Annotated in this window: 12 protein-coding genes and 1 pseudogene; 7 read left to right on the top strand and 6 right to left on the bottom strand. The window is 65.0% G+C overall.

Features of this window, described 5'->3' with window-relative positions; genetic code table 11:
• The first annotated feature begins 339 nt into the window (after window positions 1-339).
• Entirely contained in the window at window positions 340-780 is a 441-nt protein-coding gene (locus ACLJRM_RS16590; RefSeq protein ID WP_410663482.1) for a hypothetical protein, read from the top strand.
• 33 nt (window positions 781-813) lie between these two features.
• Window positions 814-1638: a serine peptidase gene (locus ACLJRM_RS16585; protein WP_410663481.1), complete on the top strand. Its 825-nt coding sequence runs from the start codon at window positions 814-816 to the stop codon at window positions 1636-1638.
• A 4-nt stretch (window positions 1639-1642) separates the two neighbouring features.
• Here the strand turns inward: ACLJRM_RS16585 and ACLJRM_RS16580 are convergent, their stop codons facing one another.
• Window positions 1643-6016 (bottom strand): AAA family ATPase, encoded by a 4374-nt coding sequence (locus ACLJRM_RS16580; RefSeq protein WP_410663480.1) that lies wholly within the window; start codon window positions 6014-6016, stop codon window positions 1643-1645.
• Window positions 6017-6994: 978 nt separating this feature from the next.
• The gene (locus tag ACLJRM_RS16575) at window positions 6995-7171 is read right to left on the bottom strand and encodes a hypothetical protein (RefSeq protein WP_410663479.1); all 177 of its coding nucleotides are present in this window, start codon (window positions 7169-7171) and stop codon (window positions 6995-6997) included.
• A 182-nt stretch (window positions 7172-7353) separates the two neighbouring features.
• Between ACLJRM_RS16575 and ACLJRM_RS16570 the strand changes: the two genes are divergently transcribed.
• The gene (locus ACLJRM_RS16570) at window positions 7354-8352 is read left to right on the top strand and encodes a phosphotransferase family protein (RefSeq protein ID WP_410663478.1); all 999 of its coding nucleotides are present in this window, start codon (window positions 7354-7356) and stop codon (window positions 8350-8352) included.
• Between the two features lie 166 nt (window positions 8353-8518).
• Here ACLJRM_RS16570 and ACLJRM_RS16565 read toward each other — a convergent pair whose 3' ends face one another.
• Window positions 8519-8833: a hypothetical protein gene (locus tag ACLJRM_RS16565; RefSeq protein WP_410663477.1), complete on the bottom strand. Its 315-nt coding sequence runs from the start codon at window positions 8831-8833 to the stop codon at window positions 8519-8521.
• A gap of 404 nt (window positions 8834-9237) precedes the next feature.
• On the opposite strand from ACLJRM_RS16565, the gene ACLJRM_RS16560 reads away from it, so the two are divergent.
• From ACLJRM_RS16560 to ACLJRM_RS16545, 4 genes and pseudogenes are all read left to right on the top strand, one after another.
• Window positions 9238-9963, top strand: a complete 726-nt coding sequence (locus tag ACLJRM_RS16560) for a transposase (RefSeq protein ID WP_410663476.1) — start codon at window positions 9238-9240, stop codon at window positions 9961-9963.
• Window positions 9964-10475: 512 nt separating this feature from the next.
• Complete coding sequence (locus ACLJRM_RS16555) at window positions 10476-10757, top strand: hypothetical protein (RefSeq protein ID WP_410663475.1); 282 nt, start codon at window positions 10476-10478, stop codon at window positions 10755-10757.
• A 487-nt stretch (window positions 10758-11244) separates the two neighbouring features.
• Window positions 11245-11505 (top strand): hypothetical protein, encoded by a 261-nt coding sequence (locus ACLJRM_RS16550; RefSeq protein WP_410663474.1) that lies wholly within the window; start codon window positions 11245-11247, stop codon window positions 11503-11505.
• Window positions 11506-11962: 457 nt separating this feature from the next.
• Window positions 11963-12836, top strand: a pseudogene (locus tag ACLJRM_RS16545) (IS5 family transposase).
• Between the two features lie 130 nt (window positions 12837-12966).
• Here ACLJRM_RS16545 and ACLJRM_RS16540 read toward each other — a convergent pair.
• Genes ACLJRM_RS16540 through ACLJRM_RS16530 form a run of 3 tightly spaced genes read right to left on the bottom strand, consistent with a single transcriptional unit; the run spans window position 12967 to window position 18697 of the window.
• Window positions 12967-16953, bottom strand: a complete 3987-nt coding sequence (locus ACLJRM_RS16540) for a hypothetical protein (protein ID WP_410663473.1) — start codon at window positions 16951-16953, stop codon at window positions 12967-12969.
• The gene (locus ACLJRM_RS16535) at window positions 16950-17969 is read right to left on the bottom strand and encodes a hypothetical protein (RefSeq protein WP_410663472.1); all 1020 of its coding nucleotides are present in this window, start codon (window positions 17967-17969) and stop codon (window positions 16950-16952) included. The genes ACLJRM_RS16540 and ACLJRM_RS16535 overlap by 4 nt, the downstream gene beginning before the upstream one ends.
• Complete coding sequence (locus ACLJRM_RS16530; protein ID WP_410663471.1) at window positions 17966-18697, bottom strand: hypothetical protein; 732 nt, start codon at window positions 18695-18697, stop codon at window positions 17966-17968. The genes ACLJRM_RS16535 and ACLJRM_RS16530 overlap by 4 nt, the downstream gene beginning before the upstream one ends.
• Window positions 18698-18894: the final 197 nt, after the last annotated feature.

Here is an 18894-nt window from a genome sequence, read left to right as displayed (position 1 = left end):
ACGGCAATCCTGACCCCCTCACTGCCAGTCAGGTTCAAGCAAGGCGCTGACCTGCGGTTATCGAGAACCCGCAGGTCGGCTGGCGCAGTTGCGCTCTGATCGATGCGGTCCGGTGTCGTTGGGCGCTGTTGTAACTGACGGCGTGCTCCAGATCTGCTCCAGAAAATTGGTGTGAGAGTCGGACTGCCAGTGGTAGCCGTGGCGTGCTGGGAGCGCGGCGGTCGTTCTCTGTGGTCACATGAGCGTGGCTTTTCGCGACTACTACATATGGGCCGGTTATGGGCAGTGCGGTGGTGGCATTCGCTGGTTTCGGTGGTGACCGCGGCAGGTGTCGGCGTGATGACCAACTTGGCGACCTCCGAGTTTTCCTGGGCGTTGACCCCGGGCTTGGTAACGCTGGTGGTGGCCCAGGCGGGGCTGTCGTGGTGGCAGGCGCTGACGGATCGAGGTGACCGGCGGGAGGCCAGGGATCAGTTGCTGGAGCCTCTGCGCGCGAGCCCGCCCGTCCCGCCTGGCGGTGAGCTGGCGGAGGGTGCGGCACCGGGGGCCGGTGCGGTCGCGCTGTGGCTGACTGCGTCGGTGAGCCCGACTCCGTTGTGGGCTCGCGGTGTTGAGCGGGACCGCCTGGTGGCGTGGTGTGTCCGACGCGATCCCGCCGAAGGTGTGGCGCGGGTCGTGACCGGTCCGGCAGGGGTGGGCAAGAGCCTCCTCGCCAGGGTCGTCGCCGAGTCACTATCCCCAGAGTGGGCCACGGGCCGGGGGCGGGGTCAGGTCCGGTAGCTTGCCGATCCAATCGAACAGAGGAGCCACTGGATGAGCGTCGACGTGCTGGGAGTACACGGAGTCGGCAATTGGCAGCGAAGCGCCCCAACGGATAGTGCGATCAGCTTGGGACGCAAGTGGAGCGAATCGCTCGGTATGGCATCCGTCGCCGCTGCCTACTACGCCCACCACCTGAGGCTCGATCATCAAGGTGGTGATGACTTGGACCTGCTTGACCGGACGCTCGGCGGCGCTCCTGCAGAGCTGCTGGCTGGCTGGATGCGCAAGCTCGGTTGGGGGGATGAGGCGGCCCAGGGGCGAGCTCTTGCCCCGATCCGGCAGCTGGCGTCATGGTGGGTACGACGTTTCGGCGTGGAGAGCAGAGTTGTCGATCAGTTCCTGGGCACCTTCCTTGGGGAGGTCGTACGCTACTTCGACCCGTACAACCCGTTCCGGCGCCAAGCTGTCCGAACCGAGGTTGCCACAGCGATGAGCAGTCACCGGCCGCGGATCGTGATCGCCCATTCACTTGGCTCGGTGGTGGCCTACGAGACGCTTTGGGCCTACCCGACTCTCCGCGTCGAGCTCCTTGTGACGGTAGGGTCGCCGCTCGCTTTGCCTGATCGCATTCATCCGTTGCTCCAGCCCACTCCGATCGGAGGAATGGGACGCCGTCCCCCGGGGGTACGGCGCTGGGTGAACATCGCCGACCCGGCGGATTTGGTCGCTATCCCTGCCGGGCTTGCCGGTCATTTCCACGAGGTCGACGCTGATATGACGATTCCCGCCGGACCACTTTTCACGCACGCCGTTGCTTCTTACCTCGCCAGTGAACGGCTTCGGGACATCGTCCACCAGCACCTCGCCGGCTGTTGAGGCATCATCCTGAAACGCGAATCCCCGGGTAGTTCAGGACCGCGACGTCCGTGCCGAAGCTTACGGCGATGGCATCGTGTGTGCAGGTGATCGAGAAGACCGGAGAGCGGAGTTCGGCAAAGGTCGTGCACTCACCGGTTTCGATGTCCAGCAGGCTCAACGACCCGTAGTGACTGCCGACGATCACCACCGGGCGGCCGTCGAGGTTCGCACACTCGACTGACCGGGCGTATCGGCTACAGTCCAACGTTTGGACGTCAACAGGAGCTCGAGTCGCCAGATTCCATACATCTAACGTTCCCTCCCGTCCACAGGTTGCCAAGACCGGTGCATCAGCCGGTCCGCCGGCCGCCAGCTGAATGATCACGCCGCCCGAAACCTGGAGGGCTTCACCTCGCTGTTCAAAGGTGCTTGGGTCCCAGATCCGTACCGCGGAGTCGTATCCGCCGGTGATCACGACCGGCTGCTTTTCCAGATGGGCGAACCGGACGGCGGTGATGGGTCCGGTATGCCCGTCGACCGGACCGCCTCGTCTCGTGCCGGTCCTCAGATCCCAGGCCTGGATCCTTCCTGCACGATCACCCGTGATTACGATCGGCGCTCCCCCGATGTCGGCGCTGGTGACGGCGTCCACAGGCGCCGTTGTTTCGAAGGGTGATTGGTCAAGCTCGATGCCCGTCCGGAGGTCCCAAACCTCGATGACCGAACGTCCGGAGCACGTGACCGTCACTTCGGTGTCGTCGACCCGCAGGCAGGTCAGACCTACTGGAGGTACGACGTTCGCGATTGTCGAGCTCGCGAACTGGAGCCCTGATTCGAGGTCGAAGACATTGACCACGTTGTCGTACCCGCCGGTGATCAGCAGCTCGCGTTCATCCATGGCGACGCAGGCTGTCTGCCACACCTCAGCGCTGTGGCCAACGGACGGTTCCTGTGTGTCCATGCTTACCGACAGGTCCCATAGATACATGTTCCCGTCGTTGCCGCAGCTGATCACCGTCGGGCGCCCCTTGACCAGCGCGCAAGTGATCGCGTCGACGGAGCTCGCGCGGCCAATCCTGTAGGTCTTGTCGTCGACCAGGCTCCAGGCCCACAACGAGCCGTCTCGTCCGGCGATCACCGCGACCACGGAATCTTCGAAGGAAATGCATTCGACAAGAACCGATGCCCCGCGCGTATGGAACGAATTGCGCTTGAGCACGTCGCCGCTGAACAGATCCCACAGGGCTACCGAACCACCGGTTGCACCGACTATCGCTAGCGGTCGACCGTCAACCGTCGCGTAGGTGATCGAGTCGATCTGCCCAAACTCTGTGATCATCTGCTGTTCGAGCTCGAAATCCGGAGAGACAAGCCAGGATCTCAGAACTCCGTCCGCTCCGCCTGTGACGATGACCGAGTCGCCGCCCGTTACGGCGCACATCGCCTGATGTCGTCCGAAGATTTCAGCGGCCTTCTCTGCTCCTTCTGCCAAGTCCCACACCTGGAGCGCGCCGTTAGTACTGCTCGTCACCAGGAACGGTTGACCGTCGACCTCCACCGAAGAGAAGGCGATGAATCTTCCTACCTCGTCGCGCCTAGCGGCATCGCCGATCAACAGCTCGTCGCCACCGCGGATATCCCAGCTGGATCCGCCCTTCCTGGCGCTGACAAAAACACTCCGGCCGTCGACCTCTATACACAGCACAGAACTCGTTAGATCGTTGCCTGCCTTCCCCAGGAACTGGGTGAGCTGCGTACCGGCTGCCAGGTCCCAGAGCCGGATCGAACCGTTCCGGCTCGCCACAATCGCGATGGGCCGCCCTTCGAGCAGCGCGCAGTCGATGCCGACTACCCCCGTAACCCCGGAAGGAATGACATCCGCTAGGTAGGGTGAGGCCTCCGAAGTGGCCCAGCGCGGCGACCCCATTCCGGGTCCGTCAGTGACCAGGAATTCGTACAGGTTGTACGCGCGCAAACCGACAGCGTCCACTATTAAACGCTTCAAGCGCTGCGACGGAACAGCCTTGCGATGAAATTTCTCGGAATTAAGATAGACCGTTGCGGCCTCTCGGGATACTGAAACTGCCGTGGTCATCCGGAAGTCTCGCAGCAGGTTTTCCGGTTCTGCTCGGGACAGGTAGTCGGGGCTGGTGGCCAGGACGTCGAACCGGCCGGCATCGATCGCGTGCTCACCCAGATGGCGATAGAGATAGGGAGACGTCTTCTTGTCATCACCGTCCAGTAGCTGTGTTTCCGATCGGAACTCGGTAAGCAGAGTCGCGAACACACGTTCAGCGGCGGACCTGCTCCCTGTTGACACAGCGTAGTCGACCCAGGGTACCCCGTCACCGTACGGATGTTCCCAAAGGTGGTCCTGGAGCGCCTGGTGAAACAGTCCGTAAATCGTGCTTCCGTCATCGTCGACTTCGCTGCGGAGGTAGAATCGTGCCATCTCCATGGCTTGGTCGATCTCGGAGGAGCTCGGCCGCGCAAGCCCCGGAGCGAGCTCTTGGGCGATGAGCCGCGCCAGCCGCGCTGGGATTCCCGTACCCTTGGCGTGCGCGAAGCCAGCGAGCAAGGGACGGAGCCAGGGCGAAGAGTCTTTGGCGGACTGTTGCCACCGCAAGGCTTCAGTAACCGAGCGAGGCGCCAGACGCCCGAGAAACTCCGCATCCTCGGTCGTCCGCGGAGCCGGTTGTTTCATCACCTGGTGTAGGTACAACTGTGCCAGTAGGAACGGTCCGATGTCGTAGGCGGCTGCTTGCTCACCGGATACCGCTTCCGCGACCTGTTCGGTAAGGACTCGAATCGTCGAGGCGTTCGTCTCCTCAGCATCCCAGCTGGGATGCTGACCATCCACTTGCCTGATCAGTTCGGCGACGTAGTCGTAGACTTCTCCTGAGACTCGGTCGTTGGGTATGTCGTCGAGGTCAATGAGGCCGTCTTCGCCAGTTTCTGGCAGATCGAACAGAGAGACCAGCCTGCGTTGCTTCCGAGTCCCGATCAGCAGGCGGCATACCGGGGAGCCGTCGATCATGCGCGCGGTGGCGATCGGCTGGATCAGCGAAAGCAAGAGACCTACAGGGTCAGCGGCCTCATCGAGCGCGTCCAGAATGATGATCGGCTGGGTTCCCGCTGCGCGGAGCTCCTCGGTCAATCGCTCGATGTAAGTATTCTGCTGCGCCTCGGTGATGTCTTCGATGTCGTCCATGGCCCTGGGGAGGATCCCGACGAGTTGAGAGGTGATGGATCGTAGTAGCTCAGACGATGTCCGGTTGCGTGCGTGGACGGCGGCGATGTGCCCGTGCTTTCGGCGTCGGGGTTTGAGCCGCGCGGGGATTCCCTGCTCAATGGCTTCAGCGAAAGGGCGCAGGTCCGGGTGCGTAAGGCAGGCCAGGACCCCGAGGAGAGCCGACTTACCCGTTCCTGGGCCGCCGGTGACGATCCGCAGCCCATGGTCTCCAGCTGGTTTGTCGAACCAGTTGGAGAGCTTCTCCAGCTCTCGCTCACGACCGGTGAAGAGGCATCTCGACATCGGCCGGTCGGGCCTAGTGCCAGCCGCCCGCGAGCGATAGTGCGTGGCGCCCAGCACTGGATCGACGGCGGAAATCGTAGTTACCAGCACCTGATCCATCTGTCGGCGCAGCCGAAGGATCGGATCGCTGGTGAAACCCGGGTTCTTGAAGAAGGCTGCCGTGGCCGATCTGCCCAGTTGGTGCCGGCTGGTGGCTAGCCTCTGTGGTAGCGCGTCGTCTTCCTCGCAGATGCGGACCAGTTCGTCCCACACCGCTCTGCTGAAGAGATCCAGGGAAAGATACTTCCATGAGAAGTCGGTGCCGAGATCATCGCCGGCCGCGACTCGCCTCAGGACCGCCGTCAAGGCGACGGTAAAGCGCGCCTTGTAAGCGTTGAAGCCCGGTTCTGCGGCTCCGAGCAGCCAGACCGTACGTTTCTCGCCGTCCAGCCATCCATGAGTTGTCGGGCTACCTCCGGAACACACGTCCAGGAGGACCAGTAGCGGGGGCCCTTCGACCAGCACGACGTCCGCGAGCCAGGACCGCAGATCGACCCAGTTGCCAAGGCTCGCGGTCCCTTCCGCACCTCGCGCGGCGACGCGGAGCCGGTTCGAGCCTTGGTCCCATACACCGTGGGACAGAACGTGGACGATCTCGGCTTTGCCGCGAGTGGCATCGTCGAGACAGCCACTGAGCACGGTCATGTTGGGTTCGTAGACCTCGCGAACGCTGATGCCGCAGTTCCGTAGAGCTTCGGCGAACCGGTGCATAGGGTCAACTTCAAAGGTAAGGTCATCAAGCTGCCCCGAGAATTTCGAAACGCGCATCACTGTCGCCGACTTGGCTCCGGTGAGGTCGGCTTCACTGCCCTGGTCACCCAACTGCTTCTCCGCTGTGCATCATCCTCGGTTATACAGCCTTACTCTCTGTATGACGCACCAGGCACGCATCGCGTTTCGCGAGGCCGCGACGCTAGCGGTCCACTGCGTTTCGTCGACGATCAGCAGCCGCGCGGCTGCTGGCTCGCCGCAACGCTGCCCCAACCCTAGGGCGGATATGTGGATGGTCATCACAAACAGCGGCCTGCCGGTGTCCGCCGTGTGGTACTCGAAGCGATCGACGAGTTCGATCTCGGACGTCGTCACCGGACAGGGTGATGATTGGAAGCTTGAAACAGGTGCGAAGGTACTTCACCGATCAGGCAATCCGGCATCAGGTACGGCTACGACTCCTCGACGCGATCACTGACCGAACCTCTGTGATCGTCGCTCACTCACTTGGATCGGTAGTCGCCTACGAGACGTTGTTCGCGGCGCAGGCGTACCCGGTGACGACGTTGATCACCCTCGGCTCACCTCTGGGCCTCCCAAACCTGATCTTCCATCGACTCGCTCCCGCTCCAGCCACGGAATTTGGTGCCTGGCCCGGGCGGGTGCAGCACTGGACGAACATCGCCGACATGGGTGATGTGGTGGCAAAATCCGCAGAAGCTAGCTCCGGTCTTCGGACAGAACGTAGCCGACGTCGCCATTCACAACGGAACCAGAGCTCACGACGTGCGGCCCTATCTCACTACTCGCGAGACCGGATCGGCTGTGCTGGCTGGCTTGGCCCGCTGACCCTGGTGGGATGTTCGCAGGGCTCGACGCGTTTGGCGACGGCCAGGTCGAGACGTTCAGCGGCAGCCCGCCTGCCGATTCGACCTATAGCTTGCACCTTCCCGATAGGAAATGGCGCAGCGGAGCGGTCAACCGGTCCGGCAACTGCACAAGGACGCTCGCACGGTGAGATTTACGCGACAGCGCAAGGCTCGGACCGGGCGTCGCAACTCATCTGTGCCCACGACGGACTGCCGGTGGTCACGGAAAGATCTCGGCGGGAAGGTCCGGGTCGTCGTGGGCGACGTTGAGCGCTGAGATGGCTTGGATGACGGCGACGGCGGCTTGTGCTGTGGTCAGGTGGTCGAGTTTACCCGACGGTTCAGTCTCGTCTGGCGTCGTGGTTTCAGCAGGCTTGCACCAGGACCGGATTCGCATGGACATCCCCTGAAGGAGCCCGCATCGAGGGTTACCTAATGTGGTTCGACCACGGGCTTTCCTTGTCCTTCGACTTCCCTGTCAAGTCTGGTGGTGTTGCGGAGGCGACGGTCGCGAGTGGAGTGAAGCCGGGCTTTGGGGCTCATCCGATCTGTGGGTGTAGCGGGTGCGAAACTTGGTACGTGTGCGACCAATCAACACCGTTCGTCGACGAGACGGCTGTCGATCCGGCGCTGCTGAGGACGCTGGTGGCCGCTGGTCTGCCGGCAACCGGGTGCTTTCTTCCCAAGGCCGGCTGGGTTAGCCGCGTGTGGGTCGGCGACGAATACGTCGTACGACTGAGCAACGGACAGTTCCGCGACGCGTTTCGCCACGAGGCGACAGTCGTCAGCCTGCTCGCCGGCAGCGAGGTCCTACGCGCCCGGCACCTCGCCCACGGCGACGGCCCGGACGGGCCGTGGTACATCTCCGAACGCCTGCCCGGCCGAACCATGCACGAAGCGTGGCCGGCGGCGGACTTGGCCACGCGCCAAGCAATGATCGAGAGCCTCGGCGTTGCGTTGCGTGCCCTGCACCGGGTTGCTGTCCCGGCGGGCCTGCTGCCGCCCTGGCTTGGCGACGCGCTCGCCGGCGAGCCGCGGGCTGAGTTCCATCCACCCGTGGTGAGCGCGGCGCTCCAGCAGGTCGAGGGCGCCCGGCGACTGCCCGGTCATGACTCACGCCTGCTCGCGGACGTCGCCGATTGGATCCAGGAGCGGCTGGCGTTGTTCGCCGCCGACGAACCCGTCCTCGTCCATGGTGATTTACATGGATCCAACGTGATCGTCGACCAAGGACGCGTCTCCGGTCTTATCGACTTCGCGGAGGCGTTGGCTCAGCCAGCGGATGTCGAGCTCGATACCATCCTGCGCTGGTGCGCGAAGGCGCGAGAGTACCCACCTGTACCCGAGGGACGAGGGCTCGACGAGACCACACTCGCAGAGGTCCCCGGATGGCTGCACGGCGCGTATCCGGAGCTGTTCGAGCGCGAGCATCTGCGGGAGCGGTTGCTCTTCTATGACATGCAGAGAGAGCTCGCGCTTCACGCACATCACCCCCTGCCTGACATACGCGAAGCGGCGCAGGGTCGCATCGCTGTCCTGCTTTCCGGCCATAACCATCTAGATGGACTCGTCTGGTAGGTCGTCGTCTTCGCGCCTACACGGGACATCGTGACCCCGCACCCGAATCTGGGCGCGAGGCTCACCCGATCTGAGGTGTAGCGGCGTGACGGCGTCGGTGGGTGGGCAGGCGTCGAGGCCTCCCGACGATGGGGTTCCTACACCCGTGTACCCGCGCAACCCGACATCACGCCACGGCCGGAACGTTCACGGGGTCAACCACTTCACGTTGGACGATCGGACTTCCCTCGCAACTTCGACCATGTCGCCGTGCTGGCTGCGGACCGTTTTGACGGTCACCGGGCTGGTGGTGACGTGTCCCTGCCGGGCGGCCCACTTGTACAACCCGGCGCAGCGCGGCGAGTTCCCGGTTCCACTTCGCCCCGCCGATCCGGGCCACGTTGCGCGGCGACCGCCGCCGCCAGTCCTCGAAGTCCAGCAGATCATCGGCGGTCGCCGCGTCCCAGTTCTTTCCGCGCTGCCACAGGAAGCTGAAGAACACCCAAGTAGTCGGTGGTATACGAGCGCTTCGTCACCTTCGCCAAATGCGCGAACGACGACCGGCCGAAAGCCGCGTCAGCCGCGCATCCACCCGGTAGTCCGGGTCCACCATGAACGGATCACCCGGCTCCAGCCCGTACGCCTCCTCGCGCTCGACAAGATCACTCCATTCGTCGAGGAACCGGTTGCCAACCCACCGGAACCTCCAGCGCACCAGACACCCAGTGCGCCGTCCACAACTTGCCCAATACTCACCTCGCGTGCCACAACATCACCAGCAGTAACACGTGAAGTTGATAGGGAAGAACGAACACCATGCTTTTGCCGAAGGCCCAGCGCTGCTGAGTTCGCCGGTGTCCCCGCCGAGCGCTGGACGGGCGGAGCGCTGGAGGCCGGGCGCAGTTCGTGGACAGCACCGTTGGACGCGGTCCGGCTGCGCGGCCGGGCGACGACGCCGCGACCGTGACCGCGGTCCAGGTCCGGGGTGTGGTGGACCGGCTGATCACCGCCGGGCAGTGGCGGGCCGGCGATCCGGACATCCTGCTGATCGCCGACGCCGGCTACGACGGTCCCCGCCTGACCCATGTGCTGGCCGATCTTCCGGTCACCGTGCTGGTCAGGATGCGGTCCGATCGGGTCCTGCGCCGCCCCGCATCTCCACACCTGCTCGGCACCATGGGCAGGCCTCGCCGCCATGGCGGCGAGTTCGCCTTCGCAGACCCAGCCATCTGGGGCGACCCGGATGTCACCACCCGCACCGAGACCCGGCTCTACGGCCCTGCGTTGATCCGGGTCTGGGATCGGCTGCACCCGCGACTGACCCACCGCATCGCCTGGGTCGGCCATACCGGGAACCTGCCCATCCTCGGAAGGCACGGTGATCAGGCTGGAGGTCGAGCGCCTGCTGTCCGGAGCGATCCCGAAACCCGTGTGGCTCTGGCATTCCCGCACCAGTCTCGATCAGGCCACAGTGGACCTGGCCTGGCAGGCGTTCCTGCGCCGGTTCGACATCGAGCACACCATCCACATGCTCAAGCAACCCTCGGCTGGACCATGCCGAAGAGGCTCGCGTTCAATGGTCAGATTGTTAGAATCAAGGGTTCTGTTCCCGGTCTCGGAGGTCACTGCTGATGCCTGAAGATCCGCTCCAGGTGCCCATCGACGAGCTCCGAAAGGTTTTCGACTTGCTACTTCGCCATGTAGGCGATCAGGCGGGCGGTTCTCTCGAGGTGACGCATGACTACTTTTGGTCGGTTCCTCCTGGAGATCTGCACGACGTATACGGGCAACCGACTGAACTCACTGTCGGTCAGGTCTCAGAGTCTTGGGCTAGCCTTGTCGAAATGCTTGACGATGACTCCAAAGTAGTTGGCTATGGTCTGGTTTGGCTGTCCGATGTTCTCCGGACAATTGGTGTGGAGCGGATCGCATAGCGGGTTGTCGCAACGATCTATTTGACAAGCGCGAAATTGACCGATGGGTCCTTCAAGGCTCGTCAGCCCCTTCGGCCGCGCACCAGTGGTCTGCGGTTCGGTTCCAGAGCGACGAGACCAGGTCGTTGACAGCCAGTTCCGTGCCGTAACGTGCCTGGTCACAACGCCGACTTCTTACGACCGCAGTCTGGTGCTAGGAGGTGGTTTTGGATGCACGACCAGCACATTTGGCGCGGCTTTGCCGTGACCTACGCAGTCGTGGCGATCGTCCAGATCTACCTCGCCCTCTCGACTGGAGCAACGTGGGCAGGGCTTCTGGCTGTGCTTTGGCTGCTCGCGGCGCTCGGATGTGGCGCGGTTGCTCATTGGCAAGGACGCCACGAACAAGACGAAGACGTTGACCTCGACGAACTTGCTCAAGACGGGCTGCGTTCGGCGGAGGAGGAGCTGGCACAGTGGGCAGCTCGCAGGGCTAGTGACAGGTCGCTATGACCACCGTGCAGCAGGTGCCGGATCCGACCTTGTACCGCGACCAGCACGAGTTGCTTGACTCCTTTTGTGTTGGAAAGCGGTCGGGCTAGTGCCGTATCAAGCAACGTTGGGTAGGTAATCCGGGCGGCGGATTTTGGAGTTGACGGCGAAGTGGCGTTTGGGGTGGCAGTGGCGGTTGCGCCAGCGGAGGTAGCTGGCGATGGTGGCTTCCTGAGCGGTGTGACTGGGGTAGTCGCTGCCGTCGAGGGTGAAGTAGCGGACGGCGGTGAATTCGCACTCGATCCAGTTCAGCCAGGAGGCGTTGGTGGGCGTGTAGACCAGCTCGATGTCGTTGGCCGTGCACCAGGTCCTGACCTGGGCGCGCCGACCGCGCCCGGCAACAGCGCGGCGCAGAGGCCGCTCTGTGCTTAGCGGGCTCGCGACGACCGATCACTTCACGTCAAAGACGCTGAGCGTGGAAGATCGTCGTCTGATCTTGTTTCTCATCGTGGTGCTAGTCGACGACGACGGCTGCCTCACGGGTCTCTACGAACGGATCGCGGCCGAGTTCTCCCATCGACATGGGCACTGGGCTTACGCGAAGTCGATCCCAGAACTGCAGAGCTCAGCGAGTAAATGGCTCGGTCGCGCCGCTGTGCGGCGCCCACGCTGGGACCGGATCGTCGACCTTGTCACCCTCGGTGTCCCTGCCGAACGGCAGGAGAAGATGCTGGCGGTCGCGGCCGGACTGTACACAGGTGGACATTGAAGGCAAGTATCTGATTAATGGGTCCGGGTATCTCGCAGGGCTGTGGGAGGGGCACGCGGCGGCCGCCTTGGAAGCCCTGTTGAGCGGACGAGAATGAACACCGGCTCACTGCACTTGCTGAGCAGTCGGACCGCTACGCCTCGTGCGCTCTCGAAGCTCGGTGAGGGCTATCGACCACCTCGCCTGCGCGACCAGCAAGGATCCGCTCTCCAACCCTGATCAAGTTTCGAGAGCGGGAGAGGCATACCTCATGATCACAGGTGCCGAACTCGGCCGATGGTATGAGGCCCACAAAGGCTAAGTGATCAGCTCGCGCTGCCACCAGCAGCGTTGATGCCGGTACCTCGCCAGCTGCGTCCACGACCGCGGGATCTCGCCGACCAGACATGGGGTTGGCCGACCTTCTCCGGCTCTAGGGGCTGTTTCAGAAGTGGGTCTTGTTTGAGATGATCTTTGTGTGGGGCGTGGTGACCTGACGAATGAGCAGTGGTCGAAGCTGGAACCGTTGTTGCCTGTGGGGAAGAAGCCGGGTCGTCCGCCGGTGCATCCGCGGCGGCAGTTGATAGACGGGATCCGGTTTCGGGTGCGGACGGGTGTGCAGTGGCGGGATGTGCCGTCTCGTTATGGGCCCTGGCAGGCGGTGTATGGGTTGTTTCGGCGGTGGCAGCGCGACGGGACATGGAAGCGGGTTCTGGCCCGGTTGCAGGCCCAGGCGGACGCGGACAGGCTGATCACGTGGGATGTGAGTGTTGATTCCACGGTGACTCGCGCGCATCAGCACGCTGCTGGTGCGCGAACAAAGGGGCCGAGCAGCGTGAACCTCCGGGCGGGGTCGACGTCGAGCCGGACGATCATGGAATCGGCCGGTCGCGGGGCGGGCTGAGCACCAAGCTGCATCTGTCCTGCGAGCAGGGCCAGAAACCTCTCTCCCTTGTGGTCACCGCCGGGCAGCGGAATGACTCGCCGCAGTTCACCGTGGTGCTGGAGCGGATCAGCGTGCCCCGGTCCGGGCGGGGACGTGCTCGCAACCGCCCGGACCGGGTGCTGGCGGACAAGGCATACGGTTCCCGCGCCAACCGTTCCTAGCTGCGGAAACGGGGCATCCGTTGCACCATCCCGGAGAAACAGGCCAGGTTCGCCACCGCAGGAAACGAGGCCGTCACGGTGGTCGCCGACCCGTGTTCGACAAGGAGATCTACAAGCAGCGGCACGCCGTCGAATGCGGCATCAACCGGCTCAAACGCTACCGAGCCGTCGCCACCAGATACGACAAACTCGCCGTCCGCTACGAAGCCACCGCCACCATCGCCGCGATCAACGAATGGCTCTGACATCTGAAACAGGCCCTAGAGCTCTTGACGCCGCCACCCGGGCTTCCGAGCGCGCGGAGGCTCATGCGTCATTCCTGTTCGCCTCCTCTAATACTCGCGTTCGGCCTGCAGATGCAACCTGTCTCGTTGTTCAGTCGGATGCGCCCAGGTTAGGGCCGAGCCACTGGCTTTCCTGCGAGTGGTCGGTGTAGTCAACCCCGTACGGGTAAGGCTTGAAGGCGGGGATGAAGTAGGTGGCGTGCGAGCCCTTGACGGGATCCGGCAGCGGCTCGGCGTCCCTCAGCTTCTCGAACTCGGACACGACGGCAGCGGGGAGACCACCACGGGCTAGGTGGTGACGTGCGAGCCTGCCGACCACTTCTCTTGCCAGTCGGCCGCTGTCGATGTCGCTGGACAGGACCAGAACCAGGCGGTTGAAGTACGTCAGGTCCTCGGACAGGTCCTGCTGTGTCGAGAGAACCAGTTCGCAGTCATTGAGGACGCTCTGTTTCGGCCGATACCCAACGGAACTGATCCACGGGTACCGGAGGTGCCCCGCGAAACGCCTGCCGTCCTTAAGTGGCTTGTCCGCCAAGAGAATCAGCCGCGTGTCGGTGACGAACAGCCTCAACCCGGAAACCCGCCACTCCGTCTCGGTACGCGTGCTCAGCCGCATCACGTCGAAGGTGTCGATCTCCCACGAGGCGCCGCGCACGGCGACACGTGCGGCCACCTGCCCGTCCGCGGCATGGAGTTCGACGCCGCCGTCCGGCAGCACGTTCGGGGAGAGCCGGTCGCCCTTTCCCTGTTGGTCGTGGGTATGCCGAGCGAGCATCCGGAACTGGTCGTGGAACGTGCGTGGCTCGGGGAGCATCGCGTCGAGGGATTGCGCCGCGGGCGGCTCGGCCTCGGGCGGCTCGGCGGAGGGGACCACCCGCTCCGCGGCACGGACGAACGGCTGGACGTTCGCGCCATGGGTCATGGCGGCACCCAGGCCGACGTAAGCGTAGGCGAGGAAGACCGCGGGCATCGACCCTTCTCCGGTCTCCCACCTCCGCAGCTCGGCCATTTGTGCCGCGCGCAGGGCCCAGGCCGGCTCGATGTTGTGCCGCATGGCTTCTACAAGCGCGAGGTCGATGCGCTTGGTGTGCGGGGAGTCGATCACGGCGAACAGCGTGCACAGCACGTGGTGCGCACCGCCGTAGACGGCTGCGGCGCCGAGGCCGAGCCATTCGGGCGCGTCCACGAGCGAGCTCAACTGCCCCTGTTCGCCGTACACCCCCAGACTGGCGCAGCCAGCCAGGATCACCCTGTCTGGCATCCGGTAGAGAGGCCGATCGTCGAGGTCGGTCTGGTAGAAGTCGCGGAGGCCGAAGCGTTCCCGCCCGGAGAGACGGAACCCGGCACTGCCGGGTTCTCCATCGGTTGGCGGGTCGACGTGTCCAGCCAGGAACAGCACCCCCTCACCTGCCCGGCGGCGCGTGAGCAGTGCGGCCAAGTCTGCTTTGCTGACCGGTCCGGTGACGGTCTCCGCGTTCGGTGGTATGGCACTCGCCGCGTGGGGCAGGTCTTGGAACCAGAGATCGTCCGGTGGCTCGTGTGGCGCCAGGATCGCTAGCACGCGGTTGGTGCCAACTCTCGCGCCGCGGTCCTCGCCGTGGGCCACCTGCCGCCGGTGCGCGAGGAGGGCGACCGACGGTATATGGCACACCGCGGCCACGTCCGCGACTCGCAGTAGCGGGCTGATCCGCAGTGCCCACACGGGCACCACCATCAGCGAGGCGGTCGGTGCGACCGACAGCGGCACTGGCGGGCCTTCTGCGCTCAACGCGTTGGCGAGGACCGAGGGGATCAGCGCGGAGCCGAGGTGGTCCAGGATTCGGGTCAGCGCCTGTGCTGCCGTCGCTGTGCCGTCGTCCACCGGCTCGGCGGGGTGTTCCGCCACGAGTGCGGTGCCGGGGAGCCTGGTCCTCACAGGCTCGGCGTCGGGTAGCTCGATGGGCAGGTGACGGACCAGGTCACGGAACGCCTCGGCGAACGGGCTGTAGGGCTGGCGGTTGGCCGTCCACTCGCCCTGGGGGCTGCGCACCGCGTGATAGATCCAGTCATCGACGCGGGCGAAGCTCCAGTACCAACCGTCAGGCGCCATGGTGGTCAACTCGTGGTCCAGGTCGACTGCGGTGGCCGGGTCGCCCCCTACCCAGGCCGCCTGGTCGACGAGGATCGTGGCCTCGGTGCGCAGTGGGTCGGTCAGGGTGGGATCGCCGCCGGTCTCCCCGACCGTGACGCCGGTGCTGACCCGCGCGTCGTCGTGTTCGAACCAGCCGGCCATCGAGCTAGGGAGCACCTGGTGGGCCGACGACTCATCACTGGCAGCCTCGGTCGTCTCGCCGGCAACGCCGCCAGGCAGCCTCGTGGTGCTGACGAGCGAGTCGAACACCGACCGCAGGCGGTTGCCCGCCACGCCAGCCTCGACTGGGACTGCCTGCGCCCGCACGGTTTCCAGCAGCTCGGCGACCAGTGCGGCATCACGATCCGTCGCGAGCCCCAGTGCGAGCGCGTAGGTGTGCGCGTGTGCCGCGACCCAGCGGGCACGCCACCGGCTTGTCGGCAGCTGGTAGCGGACGCGTTGGACGATGTTGAGGCTCTCCAGCGCGTTGCCCATTGCGGCGTCGGTTAGGGCGGTCGCAGCCTGGACGTAGGCGAGGACAGCGTAGGCCTGTGCCTCCAGCACCGGTTCTGCGGCTCTGCTGAGGTGTCGCAGGGCATCGTCCATGAGTGTGCCCGCGTGGTGGTACCGCTGACGCTTGCTCTCGTCGTCCACACTCATCGTGTCGGGATACCGGTCGGGGTTCTCGATGATGTCGAGGTAGAGGGTCGCGAGGAGCAGGGTGCGCGCCGCGTAGTCGGCCACCCGGTCGCCGATCGGGACAAGCCCGGCGTCGTACTCCCGTTGCCGCGTCAGGTGTTCGACGACACCGACCGCGTTGCCGGCCTCGTTCATCAGGCGCAGCAGGTACATCTCCGTCTTATCCAACAACGGCAGGTCGCCGTCGCGAACCGCGGCGACGCGGACCCGGTAGAGCCGCCGCAGCCCTGCAAGGCAGCGTTCGGTGTCCGCCACGTCGAAGGTCAGGGCCTCGATCATCCGGAGGTCGGCCTGGGTGGCCCAGTACCTGGCCCGTGGTCGGCCGTCGAGCAGGTGAAATGCCTCTTTCCACCGTGCCTGCGCAGCGTCGGGTTGCCCGGCCTCGAGCAGCACGTCCCCGGACTGCAGCGCACACCACCCGCGGATCTCGGCTGGCGCCTCGACGGCCAGGTCGCGTGCCTCCTCCGAGAGCTTCATCGCCTCCTGGAACGCCAACCGGCCCACCGCCCCCAACGCCTGGCACTGCACCAGGACAGGCCGCAGCTCCGCGGCCACACCCCCGTGCGCCGCGTCGTCGACGAAGATCCCAGCCCGCGCCCGGTCGTCGTGCGTAGCCTTGTCGACCGCCAGCAACACCGAAGAGGCAGTACGGTCCCACATCGCGCGCAACAGAAACCCTCTGCCGAGGAACCGCACCGGGCTCGTCAACACCTTGCGGGACAACAGCCCCGTGGTCAGCGTCGGCAAGGCGAGGCGGACCTGGAGCATCAGCAGCACCATGGGCGCCCACAACAGCGCCAGAGAGGTCCGTTCAAGGGCCAGAACCGCCAACGCGACCGTCAGCAGGGGCACCGCGAACCGGGCGCGCCAGCCGGTCGCGAGCCACGCCGTCGCGCCGAACACCGCCACCACCCAGCCGGGGACCACCATGAGCAGGCTCATCGCGACGGCCAACGCCGCCGTCGCGAGCCGCGTGGCCAGCACCGGCCACAGCTGTGTCCGGTGGAGGACCGTGATCATGTCGCACTCGTGCAGGCCGATGTGACCATCACGGGTCCGGTGCGTCCGCGTCAGCCGCAACGACGGGACGAGCCGCGTGAGCGCGCGCAGCCGCATGCCGAACCCTGCGCCGGGCATGATCATGCCGGACAGCGGAATGACGTAGTCGAGCACAACCTCGTCGGTCGCCCGCTCGTTACGCTCGCGCAGCCACTCCCGCAGCTCCGGCTCGGGCACAGGGCGGAACGGGTCGAAGGTGGAAACCGTCATCGCGTGCTCAGCTCCCGCCGTAGTTTCAGCATCGTGAAGAAGCGACCGGCCTTTGCGTTGACGCGGCGGTCGGCTCGGACGTCCTTCTCGGACAGGAGTGGGTCGGCCGACTCGCCACGCACCTCGAGCAGCCCCAGCCTGCCCTCCACGATGTCGAGCACGCGGTGCGGCACGGCGAGAACGGCAAGCCACCACGGCAGCCCGAGCGGCACCGACACCATGACCAGGGCCACGTCGACCACGACTCTGGCCACGACGGGTAGCAGTGCCCGTCTGCCGAACTGGCCAGCCAACCACAACAGCGCCCACCACGTGACCGTGAGCGCGGCGTGCGCGATCGCGACCAGCATGAGCGACGACACGACACTCAGCGCGATGAGCGTGGCCACGTGCAGCTGTGTGATGTGAAACTGGATCCGGGCACTCAGCCCGGCCGTGTTCGCAGTCTGCGAGCGGAGCCCGAAATGTCGCGCTTTGCTCGGCCCAGCGTCCGCCTTGCGTCGCACGGTGAACTGGTAGGGCAGTGGCCGGTCCCGGCGGCGCGGCGACAGGATTGGTCCTCGGTCGCTGGGCTGCCGGTCCGCAGGCGACACCCGGTGCCGCACGGTGATCGCGGCCCGAACGGCGTCCCGCAGTGTGACGCCGGCAATCGCCAGTTTGGCCGGCTCCTGCTCCGCACACGCCAGCAGCAGGTGCGCGGTGTCGGCGGTATGGTCGCCGGTCCGAGTCGCCCAGTACGCCAGCCGCTCTAGCACAGCCGCTGCTTCGGGCGTCCATTCTGTGTCGGACTCCGCTGCGTTAACGAAGGCCTCCGCCACCTGCTGGTAGGTCTCGTCGGTGAAGAAGTGGTGCGCGCCCAACTGCTTCATCACCAGTCGCGACCGGCAATCCTCGTCATCGTTGAAGGCGGCGGCGAGTAACAGGTGTTCCACTTCGACCGGGTCACCGCCCGCCATGGCCGCTGCGGCAGCCATGCACCGGGTGAGGCAGGCGGTTTGCGTGTCCCTGTCGGTCATACCGCGACCCGATCGCCCCACACGACGGGGGCCAGTTCCAAGTCGAGCTCTCGCTCCCCGCCGCGGATCTCCAGCTCGCGGCCGCCCAGCAGCTTGCGCCGCATACACGCGGCGCGGAACAGCGGAGTCGCGCCGTCCGGTGTCATCACGCTCGCAGCCAGACCGGACTTCGCGGTCACCACGAAGTTCCCAGCGGCCTTCGCAAGCGGCAACGGCGTACCGAGACCGTCCGCGTCCAACGCGAGCTCCACCCGCGCCCCGCTGTCCTTTGAAACGAGGACCATTGTCGGCCCGGTCGACACCAGGCTGGTTACGACCACATAGTTCGGTCGCCAGGTCCTGTTGTGACACAACGGCAACAGCGCTGATTCCAACCCCGCCACGTTATCAATCGACTGCTCGGTGCATTCGCGCCCCTGGAAGAACGTCGCTCCCTCCCGAGAGAAGGTGATCAACAACGAGGCCATGGGCATGCTCCGGGTCACACCGACCGCGCCATCGGCTACCAGGCTGACCGCGCCGCTGGAGGTGTACTCCACGTCGGCACGGGCGCTGGCCGATGAGATCCGGAACGAGACCCCGAGATCAGCCAGCGTGGTTCTTTTGTCGAAACGATGCCCGGTGAACGTGCCGACATCACCAAGTGCCAGAGGAACTGACGGCAGCCACACCGCGAAGTAGCCATATTTGTCGTACATCTCGCGCGTGTACGCCTCGTGGATCGCCATGGTCCTTTGCATCGGACCATGCAACAGAAAAGTTACGTACGGGGAAGCGATATTGTACGTCCGTGACCTGAACGTTTCTGTCAGCGACAGCCGACTACTTCCTTTAGGTGGAACGAAAATCAGCCACATCAACGGCACTCCGTACCCACTACACGGCCAACCACGGCGTCAAGATCCATCTGTCAACGGCGGGCATC

Source organism: Amycolatopsis sp. lyj-84, from assembly GCF_046549075.1.
Taxonomy (GTDB): Bacteria; Actinomycetota; Actinomycetes; order Mycobacteriales; family Pseudonocardiaceae; genus Amycolatopsis.
Note: the sequence above shows the minus strand (reverse complement) of the source record. Positions and strands in the feature narration are given on the sequence as shown.

Excerpts from the sequence above, each read along its gene's own strand:
- ACLJRM_RS16590 (WP_410663482.1), top strand. The coding sequence starts at position 340 with ATGACCAACTTGGCGACCTCCGAGTTTTCCTGGGCGTTGACCCCGGGC.
- ACLJRM_RS16555 (WP_410663475.1), top strand. The coding sequence starts at position 10,476 with ATGCACGACCAGCACATTTGGCGCGGCTTTGCCGTGACCTACGCAGTC.
- ACLJRM_RS16535 (WP_410663472.1), bottom strand. The coding sequence starts at position 17,969 with ATGACCGACAGGGACACGCAAACCGCCTGCCTCACCCGGTGCATGGCT.
- ACLJRM_RS16575 (WP_410663479.1), bottom strand. The coding sequence starts at position 7,171 with ATGCGAATCCGGTCCTGGTGCAAGCCTGCTGAAACCACGACGCCAGAC.
- ACLJRM_RS16530 (WP_410663471.1), bottom strand. The coding sequence starts at position 18,697 with ATGGCGATCCACGAGGCGTACACGCGCGAGATGTACGACAAATATGGC.
- ACLJRM_RS16585 (WP_410663481.1), top strand. The coding sequence starts at position 814 with ATGAGCGTCGACGTGCTGGGAGTACACGGAGTCGGCAATTGGCAGCGA.
- ACLJRM_RS16540 (WP_410663473.1), bottom strand. The coding sequence starts at position 16,953 with ATGACGGTTTCCACCTTCGACCCGTTCCGCCCTGTGCCCGAGCCGGAG.